Annotated in this window: 14 protein-coding genes; 7 read left to right on the top strand and 7 right to left on the bottom strand. The window is 36.6% G+C overall.

The annotated features are described in order from the left end of the window. Positions 1 to 52: 52 nt before the first annotated feature. Positions 53 to 571: a TRAP transporter small permease subunit gene (locus tag AC27IF_RS09990; protein ID WP_487054091.1), complete on the top strand. Its 519-nt coding sequence runs from the start codon at positions 53 to 55 to the stop codon at positions 569 to 571. Continuing rightward, positions 571 to 1,848 (top strand): TRAP transporter large permease, encoded by a 1,278-nt coding sequence (locus AC27IF_RS09985; RefSeq protein WP_487054089.1) that lies wholly within the window; start codon positions 571 to 573, stop codon positions 1,846 to 1,848. Before AC27IF_RS09990 ends, AC27IF_RS09985 begins: the two co-directional genes overlap by 1 nt. 37 nt (positions 1,849 to 1,885) lie before the next feature. On the opposite strand, the gene AC27IF_RS09980 is transcribed toward AC27IF_RS09985, so the two are convergent. From AC27IF_RS09980 to AC27IF_RS09970, 3 genes are all read right to left on the bottom strand, one after another. Further along, the gene (locus tag AC27IF_RS09980; protein ID WP_487054087.1) at positions 1,886 to 4,327 is read right to left on the bottom strand and encodes a hybrid sensor histidine kinase/response regulator; all 2,442 of its coding nucleotides are present in this window, start codon (positions 4,325 to 4,327) and stop codon (positions 1,886 to 1,888) included. A 7-nt stretch (positions 4,328 to 4,334) separates the two neighbouring features. Next, positions 4,335 to 4,973: a histidine phosphatase family protein gene (locus tag AC27IF_RS09975; RefSeq protein WP_487054086.1), complete on the bottom strand. Its 639-nt coding sequence runs from the start codon at positions 4,971 to 4,973 to the stop codon at positions 4,335 to 4,337. A 183-nt stretch (positions 4,974 to 5,156) separates the two neighbouring features. Then, entirely contained in the window at positions 5,157 to 6,296 is a 1,140-nt protein-coding gene (locus tag AC27IF_RS09970) for a YHYH protein (RefSeq protein WP_487054084.1), read from the bottom strand. A 362-nt stretch (positions 6,297 to 6,658) separates the two neighbouring features. On the opposite strand from AC27IF_RS09970, the gene AC27IF_RS09965 reads away from it, so the two are divergent. Further along, positions 6,659 to 7,351 (top strand): aspartate/glutamate racemase family protein, encoded by a 693-nt coding sequence (locus tag AC27IF_RS09965; protein ID WP_487054082.1) that lies wholly within the window; start codon positions 6,659 to 6,661, stop codon positions 7,349 to 7,351. A 30-nt stretch (positions 7,352 to 7,381) separates the two neighbouring features. Here AC27IF_RS09965 and AC27IF_RS09960 read toward each other — a convergent pair whose 3' ends face one another. Together AC27IF_RS09960 and AC27IF_RS09955 are read right to left on the bottom strand one after the other, a co-directional pair. Beyond that, on the bottom strand, positions 7,382 to 8,197 hold the full coding sequence (locus tag AC27IF_RS09960) for a hypothetical protein (protein ID WP_487054081.1): 816 nt from the start codon (positions 8,195 to 8,197) through the stop codon (positions 7,382 to 7,384). Positions 8,198 to 8,282: 85 nt separating this feature from the next. Beyond that, a complete protein-coding gene (locus AC27IF_RS09955; protein ID WP_487054080.1) occupies positions 8,283 to 10,256 on the bottom strand; it encodes an MHYT domain-containing protein in 1,974 nt (657 codons plus the stop codon). A 232-nt stretch (positions 10,257 to 10,488) separates the two neighbouring features. Here AC27IF_RS09955 and AC27IF_RS09950 point away from each other — a divergent pair, with 232 nt between their 5' ends. The 3 genes from AC27IF_RS09950 (at position 10,489) to AC27IF_RS09940 (ending at position 12,917) form a co-directional block, all read left to right on the top strand. After that, on the top strand, positions 10,489 to 11,517 hold the full coding sequence (locus tag AC27IF_RS09950) for a zinc-binding alcohol dehydrogenase family protein (protein WP_487054078.1): 1,029 nt from the start codon (positions 10,489 to 10,491) through the stop codon (positions 11,515 to 11,517). Positions 11,518 to 11,569: 52 nt separating this feature from the next. Next, positions 11,570 to 11,860: a putative quinol monooxygenase gene (locus AC27IF_RS09945; protein ID WP_487054076.1), complete on the top strand. Its 291-nt coding sequence runs from the start codon at positions 11,570 to 11,572 to the stop codon at positions 11,858 to 11,860. A gap of 133 nt (positions 11,861 to 11,993) precedes the next feature. Then, positions 11,994 to 12,917, top strand: a complete 924-nt coding sequence (locus AC27IF_RS09940) for a glutaminase (RefSeq protein ID WP_487054075.1) — start codon at positions 11,994 to 11,996, stop codon at positions 12,915 to 12,917. A gap of 32 nt (positions 12,918 to 12,949) precedes the next feature. Here the strand turns inward: AC27IF_RS09940 and AC27IF_RS09935 are convergent, their stop codons facing one another. Further along, complete coding sequence (locus tag AC27IF_RS09935) at positions 12,950 to 13,498, bottom strand: cytochrome b (protein WP_487054074.1); 549 nt, start codon at positions 13,496 to 13,498, stop codon at positions 12,950 to 12,952. A 160-nt stretch (positions 13,499 to 13,658) separates the two neighbouring features. Further along, positions 13,659 to 14,471 carry a LytTR family DNA-binding domain-containing protein gene (locus AC27IF_RS09930; protein WP_487054073.1) on the bottom strand — a complete coding sequence of 271 codons (813 nt, stop codon included), beginning with the start codon at positions 14,469 to 14,471 and terminating at the stop codon, positions 13,659 to 13,661. A gap of 242 nt (positions 14,472 to 14,713) precedes the next feature. Between AC27IF_RS09930 and AC27IF_RS09925 the strand changes: the two genes are divergently transcribed. Continuing rightward, positions 14,714 to 15,262 carry a GbsR/MarR family transcriptional regulator gene (locus AC27IF_RS09925; protein ID WP_487054072.1) on the top strand — a complete coding sequence of 183 codons (549 nt, stop codon included), beginning with the start codon at positions 14,714 to 14,716 and terminating at the stop codon, positions 15,260 to 15,262. Positions 15,263 to 15,280 lie beyond the last annotated feature (18 nt).

Here is a 15,280-nt window from a genome sequence, read left to right as displayed (position 1 = left end):
ATAAGTGTCTGCTTTTTTTATATCTGGTTATGCCTCGGGTCTGAAGTTAATAATGAATTTTTCAATAAAAATAATAGCAAAAATACTTGATGCGCTAGGTAATTTTTGCAGTGTTTTAATGTTACTAATGATTGCCAATGTTTTTTATGACGTGGTAATGCGGTATTTTTTTAATGACGTCAGTATAGGTATGCAAGAGCTAGAGTGGCACTTATTTGCAGCCATGTTTATGTTTGGTATCGCCTACACGTTAAAAGAAGATGCGCATGTGCGTGTTGATATCTTTTATGATGCAATGTCAGCGAAAAAACGAGCGATTATCAACATTTTTGGTAGTTTAGTCTTCGCATTACCTATCACAATATTAATTTGCTATTTCAGTATTGATTACACCTTAGAAGCTTATACCATGGGTGAGGGTAGTGGTGATCCCGGTGGCTTACCTCACCGCTGGATAGTACGCTCAGTTATACCTATTTCATCAATATTTCTTATGCTTGCTATTTTGTATACGGTACTTAGTCAAATTCAAGTATTAATCAGCCCTTCAACTATTGAAGGTGAGCAATAATGACTGGATTAGTACTATTTGCCATTGCTCTTGTATGTTTATTCCTTGGTTACTCTGTTGCCTTTACTTTTGCAGGCGTGTCGTTAATTGTCGGTGCGTTAACGCTGGGCATAGATCTGTTCGAATTTATGCCTTATCGCATTATGAGCATTATGGAAAATACCATTTTAATGGCAGTTCCGATGTTTATATTTATGGGGATTGTTCTACAAAAAACTGGCTTAGCAGAACGGCTACTTGAATCGGCGGCGAAACTCTTCGGGGGAATGCCTGGTGGCGTTGCTATTTCAACCATTGTAGTAGGTGCATTATTAGCGGCATCAACAGGTGTGGTTGGGGCCAGTGTTGTGGCGATGGGAGTGATTTCTTTGCCTGTGATGTTAAAGAATAATTATCATCAAGGGACGGCAACGGGTGTTATTTGCGCCTCAGGGACGTTAGGTCAAATTATCCCACCATCAATTATCTTAATAATTTTAGGGGATGTGATGGGAGTACCTGTGGGCGATCTCTTTCGAGCCGCTGTTATTCCGGGTATGTTATTAATTTTTGCGTATAGCCTCTACATTTTAATATTGGGAAAAGTGAAACCAGAATTTTGTCCTCCTTTGATAGTTACTGAAAATAAACGTGAGCTATTATTAGAAGCGTTGAAAGATATTGTTCCGCCCTTAATACTAATTCTGACTGTATTAGGATCAATATTTTCAGGGATCGCCACACCAACTGAATCTTCGGCAATCGGTGCTGTTGGTGCGGTATTATTGTCTATATTTTATGGTAATTTTTCACTAGGAAAAATGCATGAGGTTTCAAAAGAAACCGTTAAAGTAACCTCCATGGTGTTTGCTGTACTTATAGGAGCGACAGCTTTTTCAATGGTATTTAGCTATTCAGGCAGTGAGTATATTATTGAAGACTTCTTTATGGAGTTACCGGGGGAAAAATGGACTTTTATTGTTTTATCTATGTTGGCGATATTGATATTAGGCTTTTTCATCGACTTTATCGAAATTGCTTTTTTAGTGGTACCGATTTTAATGCCGGTAGCTATAGCGCTTGATATAAACTTAGTATGGTTTGCGATATTAATCTCAATGAATTTGCAAACCTCTTTCTTAACACCACCGTTTGGCTTTAGCTTGTTTTACCTTAAAGGTGTAGCGCCTAAATCGTTGAAAACTTCAGTGATTTATAAAGGTGTTATCCCATTTATTATCATGCAAATAATAGTTTTACTATTGGTATTGTTTTTCCCTGAGCTGTTAATAAATTAACTTAATTTCCAATCTATTATCAGCTAATTTACTCAGGTTAATAGATACTCTGTTCAACCTGAGGCGGCATGACTTCTCTAGATGTTAGCCACTTATTAAGGCAACGTTGTAAATCAGTGAGTTCATAGGGCTTGGTTACAATGTCATCCATTTTAGACTGCTGACAAACAATGATATCTTCATTGGTAGCATTGGCTGTTAATGCGATGACTGGTATGGTGGGTATTTGTTGTGTTTTTTCTATTTCTCGAATCTTTAATGTTGCAGCATAACCGTCCATAACAGGCATTTGGCAATCCATAAAAATTAAATCATATTGATTTTGAGTCACAGCATCCACAGCTTCTTGACCATTATTGGCAATATCGACTGTTAGCCCCATATTGGTCAACATTTTTTCGGCAATGATTTGATTTACTTTGACGTCTTCGACTAACAATATTTTGCCGTTAAATGACTGCTTTTCTATCTCTTCAGTTTGAGCATCTTCAATGACATGCTGAGTAATAATAGCCTGATCTTGTTGGTGAGCTAGGGTTGCGGTTAATACCCTAAGCATAGTTTCATGACGAGATAACTTTGATAGATAGCCATTAAAACCAGCTTTTTCATAAAGTGATGCCTCTCCAGCTTTTGAAACACTAGAAAAAACAAGTAATTTTAGGTGGTTATAGAGTTCATTATTTTTTATGTTTTCAGCCAGAGTTAGTGTATCGTTACCGGGTAAGGCATTATCAATAATAACCAATTGATAGGGCGTTTTATCATTGTTTGCTTGGTACAGTGCTAATATCGCTTGTTGTTTATCGTTGACTACAATTGTTTTGGCGCCCATATGCTCAAATAAACGTTTTAATATTTGACGGTTATGCATATTGGTATCACACAATAAGATAGATACGTTTGTTAAACTCTGCTTCGTCGGTAAGGTAGGACTCGTAGACTTGGCCAATGGAATAGATAAGGTAAACTTACTTCCCTGTTGATGTACAGACTCGACCTCGATATCACCTTTCATTAAAGTGACGAGCTTTTTGGTGATAGAAAGGCCTAAGCCTGTGCCACCATACTTTCTTGTGGTTGAGCTATCCGCTTGGGAGAATTCTTCAAATAAATGTGTGATTGCGTCAGCTTTGATGCCAATGCCTGTATCTTGAACTTCTATTGCTACACGCTCGTATTCTGTATCTTTAAACTCATATGTCACTGTTAAAAGTACATGGCCATTTTTGGTGAATTTAGCGGCATTACTTAATAAGTTAACAATCATTTGTCTTATGCGTGCCGGGTCTCCGATAAAGTAGCGAGATATATCAGGATGATAATCAAAAATGAATTCAACGTTGTTATTCTCTTTTTGATTATTAGCAACGAGCTTGATGCACTCAATACAAATACGCTCTAAATTAAATGAGATGTTCTCTAGTGTGATAGCGTCAAAGTCAAGTTTAGAAAAGTCTAAAATATCATTAATAATGGTCAGTAAGTTATTGCCAGATCTAGCAATAGCATCAAGATAATCTTTCTGCTCTATAGTTAACGACGTATCTTTTAGCAATTGTGTCATACCGATGACACCATTCATGGGAGTGCGTATTTCGTGGCTCATATTCGCTAAAAACTGCGATTTAGCTTTCGTTGCAGCTTCAGCTTCTTTTGTTGCTTCGATAAGTACTTTTTCTTGTTTAACTCTTTGTGTTATTGATTCTTTGAACTCGGCAACCGCAGTCCATAAATGTTGGATATATCGGTCACGCTTATTTAAAACCTTAATGTCCGTGTTTCCTTGAGAAAGACGAATTAAAGCATTGTAGACTTGCATTAAACTGGCTGACATTTTATTAGAAAAATAAAATGAAATACCCATCATCAGCATAACAAGAAAAATAGAAATTTCGTTTAAGTAAGTTTCTTCTGACAAAGAGCCATTGATTTCATTAGCTTTTAAAGTTACTTGTTGTAATTGATATTCAGATAAGGTTAAAAATAATTTATTGAGTATTTTTAATTTTCGGCTGGCTAACGTTAACTCATAATGTGCTTGAGAAGGGTTTACCGAAGCCATTTCTAAGGCGGTAATACTTTCTGATTTATAAGATGAAAAGGCTGAAATGATCTCATCGAAGATATCGACATTATCAATAACAACACTATCGCTGTTGTTAATTGTTTCTTTTAAGTTCTTTTCAACATTATGTAGACTATCAAGTAAATCTTTACCTTTGATATAGATTTGTTCTTCATCGAGGGCTTCTGCTTCAAGCAACAAGGTAACTATGTCGCTATTAATTGTCGCTAGTTGTGCAATTGAACGGTTAATTTCACTTATTTGAATTAGGTCGCTTTCATTAATTTTTTCAAATAATTGATTTTGAGCGTTAATAATACCATTGCTGGTAAAGTAAATAATAAGAGTCAATAACACCCCAATAATTGGGGCGATAAGAAACCGTGCGCGTAACGATAAAGAGCCAAGCATTATCTATCTAATTTTGAAGTGTCTTAGGGGGATTTCCAGGCCATTGGTCAGGTGTGATCATTCCTAAAAAGATAATATTGCCATCTACTTTTTTAAATATCACAAAAACACCTTCAGGTTTTGGCCATACGCCCAGACCGTCTCTTAGATTGGCGGTATGTCCGACAAAAACAGTATTAGCCTTAGTATCAGCGGTGGCAAGCATTACTTTATGTAAATGGTCGCCTAATTTTTTAGATTCTTCTTTGTCTTTACCCATAGAGAAAGCGAGCTTTTCATCAATAATGAAATCGCCAAAGACTGCCTTTGCGGTATCTTTTGTACGACAATATGGGCTGGAATATACGCTGCCAATTGGTATCTCAAGTTCTTTAATTCTTTTGCTGATTTCGCTAACTTGAGCACGGCCTTCAATGGATAAATTACGTTGGGTTTCGCACTTGTTTAGATCAACTAAGCTTTTGTCTCGATTGGTATTTTTTCGCTCTGTTTTTCCGTGGCGCATGTAAATAATGTGACCGCCAGATTTTAGCTTCTCAATTAACTCAGCTGTTGAGCTACCGTCCTGTTTGACTGCTTGGGCAAAACTATAGGGTATGCATAATGTTAAAAGGACCAATAATAATACTTTATTAGATACGTACATCTTTCATTCTCTTTACTTATCGATCTAATGGGGGGCTAGTCTACAGTTACTTCTAAAAACAAAGCAAGTACTTTGCATGTAATGAACACTCGACACTAGGCGATATAGTTTTAATAATATTTTATTCAGACAAGAGATAATGACACAATTGCGCAAAGCTTTCACTTGTTTATATAGTCGAAACTAGTCGCCGATGAATGCTGATGAGTCAAGCGTGAAAGAACTATCAGGTGAACCAAAATTACAAATCGGTCCAAATGGGTAATTTTCAGTGTAATAGTAGCCATAATTACCATAAACATCTGTCATTCCGTTACATTCATCGAGGTCGCCACTACCTGCAACAAAATTCCAATCTTCAACAAAGATCCCACGCGGATGTGTCGTGATACTAGGCGCCGGAATGGTTGAGTTTTCCGGTGTAACTCTTTCTGTTGTATAGGTTTGCCAACTCGACTTTACCTTTCTTAACGCTTTTAAATTTTCATCATAAATATAGTGACCATAGATGGGAAATCCGTCGGGAGCAAAACCGATGACCGGCGAGCCACTAGGGTCAATATCATCAATGGTAAATGATAAGGTTTCTTCAGATTCAATATGAGACAGGCTGTGATTGTCGCCATGATAATGATATCGGCCATCAAATGAATGTCCGGTAAATTCGTCTAATGTAACAATTTCAGGGTTATTTGCTGGTATCGCATACCAATCAGCATTTAATCCACATTGCTGGCGCGTACCTAAACCAATATTTAAATCGGCATTGATGTCTGGGTGGTAGCAAAAAGCGGAATCCATATCTAAATCTACCCCGTTAAGTAAAATACCATTTAGCGTTAACATACCCGCTATTTTTTCAATATAGATTGGTGTGTTCAGCTTAGTAGGATTACGAGGAATGGTTAAAGTATATGCATTAATATTGGCTCGTACTGTTGTGGCGAAATCTTTACCGGTAGTAGTGTTACCACCAAGGTCATGGTTAGGAATATTATTACTGATAAAGGTACAACTTGTTTCAGTTGAAGTTACAGTGAGGTAACTCGCTAACATTGTGCCCGTTTGTAAATCGAAAATATTAGCTAAATAATTACCAACATAGGCTTCACAATCCGGATTGCGATTACTTAGTGTTAAGTATGAGATATCGCCTTCTCGATTTTTTGTAGTATTGTTTTCTGGTACTGTATTTGTGTCGATAATAGGTTGTTCAGTGGCTGGAAGCTCTGTTGTTTTAGTTTCTTCTGTACTTGAGCCGCCACACCCTGTTACTAATACACCGAGTACTAAGATTAATATTTTATTCTTTGCTAACATCATACTTCTAGCTCGTCGAATCAAACTTACTCTCACTCTATTTCATCTCACAAGTAAATAATAGAGATAGGTAAGTAAAGTTGGGAGTTATTCACTTTTTTGTCTCATCAAAATTTTAGTACATGTAGAGTATATACAAGCCTTTTGTTTAGCCAATACTATTGAATTAGCGGCTTGAACTAAGCTTACATGATGGCTTTATTATCGATATTAATATCTGCTAAAGTTAATGTTGAAATATTATATTGTTAGGTGAGCTATTAGTATGGATTCTTTTTCATTTTTCGACAGCAGTAACTTTATACCACATGGAATGTGCTATATGTGGAAGCCCGATATTCTTTGGACTTTGGAGTAGTATAAAAATGAAAACCATAGGTTTACTTGGCGGTATGAGCTGGGAATCGACAGCAAGTTATTACAAAGTTATTAATCAGGAAGTTAAAAGTTCGCTTGGCGGTTTACATTCAGCAAAAATAACTCTTCATAGCGTTGATTTTGCTGAAATAGAGCGGTTACAACATCAAGGCTTATGGCATGAAACGGCTAAAATATTATCGCAAGCTGCTCAATCAGTAGAGGCAGGGGGTGCTGATTTTTTATTGATTTGTACTAATACCATGCACAAGGTAGCAGCAGAAATTGAACAGGCCATTTCAATTCCACTATTGCATATTGCTGATGCAACAGCATCGAAATTATTAGCAGATAAAGTGACATGTGTTGGCTTGCTAGGCACTAAATTTACTATGGAGCAGGATTTTTACAAAGGTAGGCTAGAAACTGCTTTTGATATCAATGTAATTACCCCTGATGATGAACAGCGGCATACTGTTCATCAAGTCATTTATGATGAGTTATGTCTTGGTCAAATGAGCGATAAATCAAGACAAGCCTACCTAAACATTATTGATGACTTACACCGTAAAGGCGCTGAAGCCATTATTTTAGGATGCACTGAAATAGCCTTATTAGTTCAACAGGAGCATACCGATATTCCTTTATATGACACAACAGAAATTCATGCTAAACAGGCAGTAAAATTAGCGTTATCCTAGGTTATCCTAGTAAATATGAATATGTAGAAACTAATTAACTAAGTATGGATTAGTTAACTCGATTATTTTTCTATTATCTAGTTGATGTTTATTAATAATGTGACGAAAGTATTGATTGAAAAGGTCATCAAAAACGCCATTTTCATACACTTTTTTAAAACCTAACTGCATAATTGTCGCCAATTCTTTGTTCTGCTCATTGATATAAAAGTAACTGGCGGTGGGATATTTAATCATAATGTCTGAAGCTATGATTATGTTGGCTGCATCAAATTTCATTAATTCTCGATCTATTTCAACAATTGAGCGAGGAAAGTAATCGATTAACTCTTGGTCAATCGCTTTGAACATTGCAGGAAAAGTCATATCACTTTCTACGGTTAAGCCATTGCTTGTTAATATTTTATAATCAAGCCAATCTTTTTTTTGAACTGCAGTAAAAGTGGCTAATTCCTCTTTACTGGAAATTGATGAAAATTGACTAGAACTATTGCTATGAATCAATAATAAGCGATATCCCAGATAACCTTTATAAATCGGATATTCAATGGCTTGTAACGCGGGGTCAATATCAGTTCGTGCACTTCGCCAAAACAGATCTATTTTATTATTTTGGCTTAATAGCTGAGCGCTTCTTATTTTATTCGCCGGAATAAAACTGTACTTAATGTTTAGTTCATAGCCTTGGGCACTAAAAATATTTTTGAGTAAAACTTCTACATACTCATTCCGCCCGTCGCTGCCATTAAGAGGAGCAGGAATTGTTAAGGTGTATGGCTGTTTTGCGACAAGATTTTGAGGATAAATGAATAGCAACAAAATCAAATAATAAATATATTTAATCATAATCTTCATCTAGCTCGCGTTCAGTTAAGCATAGTAAAAAACTATTGTTTTCGACAACATTATCACTTGTTATTTTTTTCAAGTGTTATGAAATATCGATCGGTAAGTTAATCGAAAATACAGTGTTGTATTCATCATCAGGAGTAGCCAGTTTAATTTTACCTTTGAGCTTTTGGCTAACCAAGTTATACGCGATATGCAACCCAAGACCTACGCCGCCTTCATTACGCTTTGTGGTGACAAAAGGCTCGAAAACACGGTTAGCTATTTCTTGGTTTATACCGCAACCAGTATCACTATAAATCAGTTTGACTCTTGCCCCTTCAAGCTTGGCGACAATAGCAATGCTTCCTTGTTGGCATTGTTCAAATGCATGTTCTATGGAGTTACTTATAAGACAACTAATAACTTGTGTGAGCGCATTCTCAAATCCAAAAATATGAATGTCCTGCTCAATATCAATATTAAAAGTTAAATTTTGATCATGTAAGGCTGTTTGCCAAATGGGAAGCAAATCATTAACGGTATGAGCTAAAGAAAAGTGCTTTGATACTTCAACATCTTGATCAACAGATATGTATTTAAACTGCTGAATGAGTTTGGCCATCCTAGTTAAACTTTTGTTGGCAAGTTGTTCAAACTCATAAACTGTTTTGAGGGAGCTTTCTAATTCTGACTTTTTAATCGATCCTGACGACATTGATGTTTGAATTTGTTCAACAATCTCCATTATTGATGATAGTGAAGTAATTCCTATACCTAAGGGAGTGTTTAGCTCATGAGCCACACCAGAAACAAGACCGCCAAGAGAGGCCATTTTTTTTGCCTCAAGTAATTCTTCTTGAGTGTCTCGTAAATTTTCTAGGGTTTTTATTGCCGTGTCCTTGGCGACCACTAATTCTTCTTCTTGCGCAATTTGTTTAGTGACATCAGTCCATGTTTGAATAATGGTGTCAGCTGAGGTGCGATTTTGTCTAAGTAACCACCAACGCTGCTCTTTATCCATCACTTTAAAGGGTTCAATCAAATTCACCTTGGTGTTGACTATATCGAGCATTTTTTTAGCTTCACTGGCATTATCAAATTTGAAATAGTGACTAGCCAATTGATTATAAAGGTCGTTTAAATTGTCATTGATGGCAATACTGATGGCATTATTTTGGCCAAAATCTTGTTGAAATTTTTTGTTTACTAATAATATTTGGTTGTCGTCATTACTTAAAATGAAACCATCTTGCATGTTATCTATGGTCTCAATTACTCGTTTATGATGCGTAGAGGCGAGTTTCAGTAAACCGCTAATTCTCTGCTTATAAAATAAAACGAGTATCAGCAATACCATGAGCACAATAGTAAAAAAAACTAAGCCATTAGTAAGGCCTTGATCACCTATACCTGATACTTGAATCAAGCTATCAGGAAAGAAGTAGGTAGATGACATGGCTAGATAATGCATGCTAGCAACAGCGAATCCAAAGGTTAATGCACTCAAAACTAGGTGCGTATTTTGAGGGATATTGAGCTTAAAAGTATTTTCTTTTAACGCGATAATCAATATGGCTAATCCCCAAGAGGATATTATTGATAATGCTAAAAGGCGAAGGTCGTGTGACATATAAGCTTTCATCGACATGGCTGACATACCAGTAAAATGCATTGTGGCGATACCTGCTGCCAGTATTAGACCCGTATAGATGATTTTGCTTTTTGAAATGTTTACCGAGGTTAAATTTCTTAAAAATATAATAGAGGCTAAAATTGCCGGAAGCACTGATAACAAGGTGATATTAAGATCATATAATACAGGTATAGGAAGCGAGAAGGCGAGCATGGCAGTAAAATGCATACTCCAAATACCCAAACCGAGAATGGTGCCACCAGCGAACAACAAAGGTAAGCGCACTGATTCATTAGATTCAATAAACTTAATAACACTTAGGGCACAAAAACCGGATAATACTGCGATCAAATACGATAGAAACACCAAGAGTGCATCATATTCACCTTGCAACGTTGTTGTTAGATCTATATTCGAAACTAAATGATGATGTTGACTCATCTTGCTATTCCAAGCTCTTTATTGTTACTTGTTATAGTAGAGTATGGCAGAAATTTAAATTTTTTTATGAAATGCCAAACTCAAATTACTTTAAATAATTTTTTCAATAGTTTTTATTTGTTACCTATCTTAATTGATTGATACTATTATTATTTTTATCACTAATCGCGAAGATAATTAGTCAGCGCTTTATTTAGCCTAACTATGACGATTAATCGCACAGGAGAATACTATGAAAGCCGTGGGTTATACTCAATCACTACCAATTACAGACTCATCATCACTGCAGGATATTGAATTACCTCAACCAATCGCATCAGGTCGTGACTTATTAGTACGTATTCAGTCAATTGCTGTTAATCCTGTTGATTGTAAAATTCGTCGAAATGTTGAACCTGAGCAGGGCAATTACAAAGTAATCGGTTGGGACGCTGTAGGTGAAGTTGTTGGAGTTGGCGAAGAAGTCAGTCATTTTACATTAGGGGATATGGTTTTCTATGCAGGCGATTTAACTCGCCAAGGGTGTAATGCTGAATATCAATTGGTTGATGAGCGGATAGTGGGGCATAAGCCTAAAACCTTAACTAGCAGTGAAGCGGCAGCATTACCACTAACCGCGATTACTGCCTGGGAATTATTGTTTGAGCGTTTAGCTATTACACAGCAAAATCCTGATGCGTTAAAGAAGTCTAATGATGTGCTTTTAATTGTCGGTGCGGCTGGCGGCGTGGGGTCAATCTTAGTGCAATTAGCTAAAGCCCTTACTGGTGCAACAGTTATTGGTACCGCATCACGTGAAAGCTCTAGTCAATGGGTGAAAAAGCTCGGGGCAGATTATGTCATTAATCATACTAAACCACTAGCTGAGCAAATCGAGCAATTAAACCTTGGACAAGTGACTCATGTGGCAAGTTTAACGCATACCGATTCATATTTTGATAGTTATGTTGAAGTACTTGCCCCTATGGGTAAAATTGCCCTAATTGATGATCCTAAATCGGTCGACATTATAAAACTCAAACCTAAATGTATATCACTGCATTGGGAGTTTATGTTTACTCGTTCAATGTTTGCGACAGCAGATATGAATGAGCAACATATATTACTCAACAAGGTCGCTGAATTAATTGACCAAGGGTATATTCAAACCACAGTGGGTAAAAATTTAGGCACTATTAACGCGACTAATTTAAAAGCTGCTCATCAAGAGATAGAGTCGGGTAAATCCATTGGAAAAATTGTTTTACAAGGCTTTGAATAATCGTTAATACGTATTTATAAACTCACTTTCAAGCCATTACCGAGGGCGTTAAATGACTGCTATCACTGTTATTGCCAACATTACAGCCAATGAAGACAAAATTGATTTTGTTAAAACTGAGCTACTGAAACTTATTGAAGTTGCTCGCGCTGAAGAAGGGTGTATAAATTATGATTTGCACCAAGACAACGACAATCTAGCGCATTTCATGTTTTATGAAAATTGGCAGACGCGTGAGCTTTGGCAAGCGCATTTAAGTAGCCAGCATTTAGCTAATTATATCGCAGCTACTGAAGGTTCAATTGCTGAACTTACCGTTAACGAAATGATGACTATTAGCTAAATATTTATTTTACTACCACCATAATTTTTCACTTGTCAGGATGGTGTCTTTAGCGATATAAAGGCGAAAGTTAATGGTTAGCCGAGAGCGCTGGCTATAAATAATTATTTAGCGTATTTACTAGGCGTTTTGAATGAACTTATCAACAGTATTATCTGAAATAGAGCAAGAGATAACTCCGTTACTTGGACAAGGACAAGTGGCTGAATATATTCCAGCGCTAGCGAAAGCAGACCCGATGAAGTTTGGTATGGCTGTTACATTAAACAATGGTCAAACATTCGGGGTAGGTGCTTTTGAGCAAGACTTTTCTATTCAAAGTATTTCTAAGGTCTTTAGTTATACTCTGGCGCTTAAGGCCTATAAAAAAGATTTATTTAAGCGTGTTTGGCGTGAGCCTTCGGGTAATCCTTTTAATTCTTTGGTGCAGTTAGAATATGAAGCCGGCATACCACGTAATCCTTTTATTAATGCTGGCGCTATTGTGGTGTCCGATAGCTTAGTGTCTCATTTTTCTAAACCCGACCAAGTCACGAATGAAATTCTATCTTTTATTCAATCTTGTAGTGGCGAGCAAAAAATCACAATTGATAAAGCGGTTTCTGAATCAGAAATGGAACACGGCTTTCGCAATATTGCTTTAGCCAATTTAATGAAAAGCTTTAACAACTTTGATAATGATGTTGAGAGTGTCCTAACCACATACTTTCAACAATGCTCAATTGTAATGAATGCCCAGCAGCTGTCCCGCTCTATGCTGTATTTAGCAAATGATGGCACAGATCCTATTTCCAAAATACAATTTATTAGCCCCTCTCAGGCAAAGCGTATCAACTCGTTAATGTTAACTTGTGGACATTATGATGCCTCAGGAGATTTTGCCTTTCGGGTTGGTTTACCGGGTAAGAGCGGTGTCGGTGGCGGTATAGTTGCTGTAGTGCCGGGTAAAATGTCGATCGCAGTTTACTCTCCGGCACTTAACAAAAGTGGTAATTCACTCGTGGGAACTAAAGCCCTTGAGTTATTTACCACCAAAACAGGTTTGTCTATTTTTTAATTAACCTAAACTTGGGAGCAGGGGTTAATTAATCATGATTGTCTGCCAAGCATTCGCGTTAAGGTATTATCTTTATCAATAAAGTGATGTTTTAACGCTGCCGCAATATGTAAAAGGATAATCGCACTAAAAAGGTAGCCTAAAACTTCATGAACTAGACGACCTGCATCAGATAAAGTTTGATTAATCGCAATACGAGTACCCTCTGCGTTATAGCGACTATCAATCATTTCCCAGCCAAATACATGAATGCCATAACCACCAAAGCCACTATTAAACATACCTGAAATTGGCATTAACAGTGCTAATGCTAATAATGATAAATGCGCGAAGTGCACTAACTTTTCATGATCAGTATCTTGTGATGATGATTGCCACGGGTTTTTAACTCGCCATATTAAACGTAGAATAATTAAACCCAATGCAATCACACCAAAAGCTTTATGAATATCATAAACGCTATAGTCTTCAGCAATGGTCATGTAAAAACCAATAACTAATAAACTTAATAGTAGTAGCGCCATAAGCCAGTGTAGGCTTCTGGTAAGTGTATGTGTTGATGTATGGTTGTCATTGTTCATTTATGCTCTCCAGTATTATTTTTGGAAAATATAAATCACTCAATACCTTTCCTACCAAAGCTTTGGGACGAATTAACAAGTTTTGTGATAAAAATTGCAGGTAAAAAAGTATTAGGGATGAAAAGTTAATATCAGGGATGAGCGAAAAGTAGTTAACAGATTAATATTCTAGAATACAGGCTTGTTTTAGAGTGGTTTTATATTTTTTACTCACCGGAATAGTTTGTTCATTCGTTAAGGTGAGTAAACCTGCGCCCGTGTCAGTATTTACTAATTTTTTGGCTTTGGTTAAGTTAATAAAGTAACTGCGGTGTACTTGCATGAATTTGTTTTCTGATAAAGACTCAACCATTTGTTTTAGTGTTGTCCGTTTAATATAACTCGCATTGAGACAAAATATCTCTACATAATTACCCGCCGCTTTTATTGAAAAAATACTATCAATATCTATTTCTAAATTAAGCCCTGAATGTTCAACGGTTAATTTTTTACTTACAGGTGCGTTTTCTGGCTTGGCAATATCCTCAGTTTCAACAAGGTGTTTTTTGTCATGCACCATAAAATACCAGGCAAGTATGCAGATAACATATGCCGTTGCGTACTGAGGGAATATTGTCACGACGGTTTGTGCTAAATTATCTGCTTGGTTCGGGTAACCAATCCACATTCTAATGGCTAACATCAACGGTAAAAAGACTAGGGAACTTAGTGATAACGTTGCAATAAGACTAAACCTTTTCAGTGAATGCTCTAAAGCGCTCCATAATAAAGGGATGCTAACAAGCCAAGCTCCCCATTCTTCAAACCACCAAATAAAAGAATCAATAAAGTCATAATTTAATCCCATGCCATATTGACGCCAAAAAATGCAATAAATATCAAAGACAATAAAAAATATCAGCCAAGCGATAAAGCTACGCTTAATTAATTGCTGTAACTGTGGCAAAAAAATGAATTGCTTAAAATATGTCATCAGGTGATTAGGCTTGTTAATAAGCTAACATTATTAATGATATTTATTTAGATTGGTAGCAAATTTAACCTGAGTAGCTAACAGAAAATGTTAGCGTGTGTGTCATCAATTTTATCACTGTTATTCTAGCTATTAGTTTTCGGGAAATTTTCAATAAAGCTTGATCTATATCAATCTTTGTTCTAAAGTTTCAGTAATTTCTGAAACTTTAGAATTTTAGCTTTTGAGGGAGTAGCAGTAACATGATTATGTCTGCAAAAATTGAAGCCTTTGTAATGCACTGCGGTGAAATGGGCAGTCGTTGGGGGTTTAATCGAACCATAGGTCAAATGTATGGTTTATTGGTCATTAGTGAAGCAGCACTTACTGCCAATGAGTTGTCAGAGCAATTAAATATTTCCCGTGGCAATGTCAGTATGGGTATTAAAGAATTGCAATCTTGGCGATTAATTCAGGTGCAACATAAGCCGGGTGATCGTAAAGAATATTACAGTCCTGCGGGCTCAATTTGGGAAATGGCTAATCGTATTTTTGAAGAGCGCCGCAAACGAGAAATAGATCCTACCTTAAGTGTCTTACGTGACAATTTATTAAACGAGCCAGCCAACAGTGAAGAAAGTTATGCGCAAGATAAAATGCATGAAATTCATGACCTACTCGAAACGCTGACCTTTTTTGCCAGTGAGTTGCAAGGCATGAGCCCTGAAAAGCTTAATACCTTAATGAAGCTGGGATCTGGGATAGGTAAAGTGCTAGACATGAAAGATAAATTCTTAAAAAGCGGCACCTGATCTTCGCCAATAGCTGCT

The organism is Colwellia sp. KS18-150 (genome assembly GCF_057551365.1).
Note: the sequence above shows the minus strand (reverse complement) of the source record. Positions and strands in the feature narration are given on the sequence as shown.

Bases quoted from the DNA above. Each gene is read 5' to 3' on its own strand.
- AC27IF_RS09990 (WP_487054091.1), top strand. From the start codon at position 53: ATGAATTTTTCAATAAAAATAATAGCAAAAATACTTGATGCGCTAGGT.
- AC27IF_RS09985 (WP_487054089.1), top strand. From the start codon at position 571: ATGACTGGATTAGTACTATTTGCCATTGCTCTTGTATGTTTATTCCTT.
- AC27IF_RS09980 (WP_487054087.1), bottom strand. From the start codon at position 4,327: ATGCTTGGCTCTTTATCGTTACGCGCACGGTTTCTTATCGCCCCAATT.
- AC27IF_RS09975 (WP_487054086.1), bottom strand. From the start codon at position 4,973: ATGTACGTATCTAATAAAGTATTATTATTGGTCCTTTTAACATTATGC.
- AC27IF_RS09970 (WP_487054084.1), bottom strand. From the start codon at position 6,296: ATGATGTTAGCAAAGAATAAAATATTAATCTTAGTACTCGGTGTATTA.
- AC27IF_RS09965 (WP_487054082.1), top strand. From the start codon at position 6,659: ATGAAAACCATAGGTTTACTTGGCGGTATGAGCTGGGAATCGACAGCA.
- AC27IF_RS09960 (WP_487054081.1), bottom strand. From the start codon at position 8,197: ATGATTAAATATATTTATTATTTGATTTTGTTGCTATTCATTTATCCT.
- AC27IF_RS09955 (WP_487054080.1), bottom strand. From the start codon at position 10,256: ATGAGTCAACATCATCATTTAGTTTCGAATATAGATCTAACAACAACG.
- AC27IF_RS09950 (WP_487054078.1), top strand. From the start codon at position 10,489: ATGAAAGCCGTGGGTTATACTCAATCACTACCAATTACAGACTCATCA.
- AC27IF_RS09945 (WP_487054076.1), top strand. From the start codon at position 11,570: ATGACTGCTATCACTGTTATTGCCAACATTACAGCCAATGAAGACAAA.
- AC27IF_RS09940 (WP_487054075.1), top strand. From the start codon at position 11,994: ATGAACTTATCAACAGTATTATCTGAAATAGAGCAAGAGATAACTCCG.
- AC27IF_RS09935 (WP_487054074.1), bottom strand. From the start codon at position 13,498: ATGAACAATGACAACCATACATCAACACATACACTTACCAGAAGCCTA.
- AC27IF_RS09930 (WP_487054073.1), bottom strand. From the start codon at position 14,471: ATGACATATTTTAAGCAATTCATTTTTTTGCCACAGTTACAGCAATTA.
- AC27IF_RS09925 (WP_487054072.1), top strand. From the start codon at position 14,714: ATGATTATGTCTGCAAAAATTGAAGCCTTTGTAATGCACTGCGGTGAA.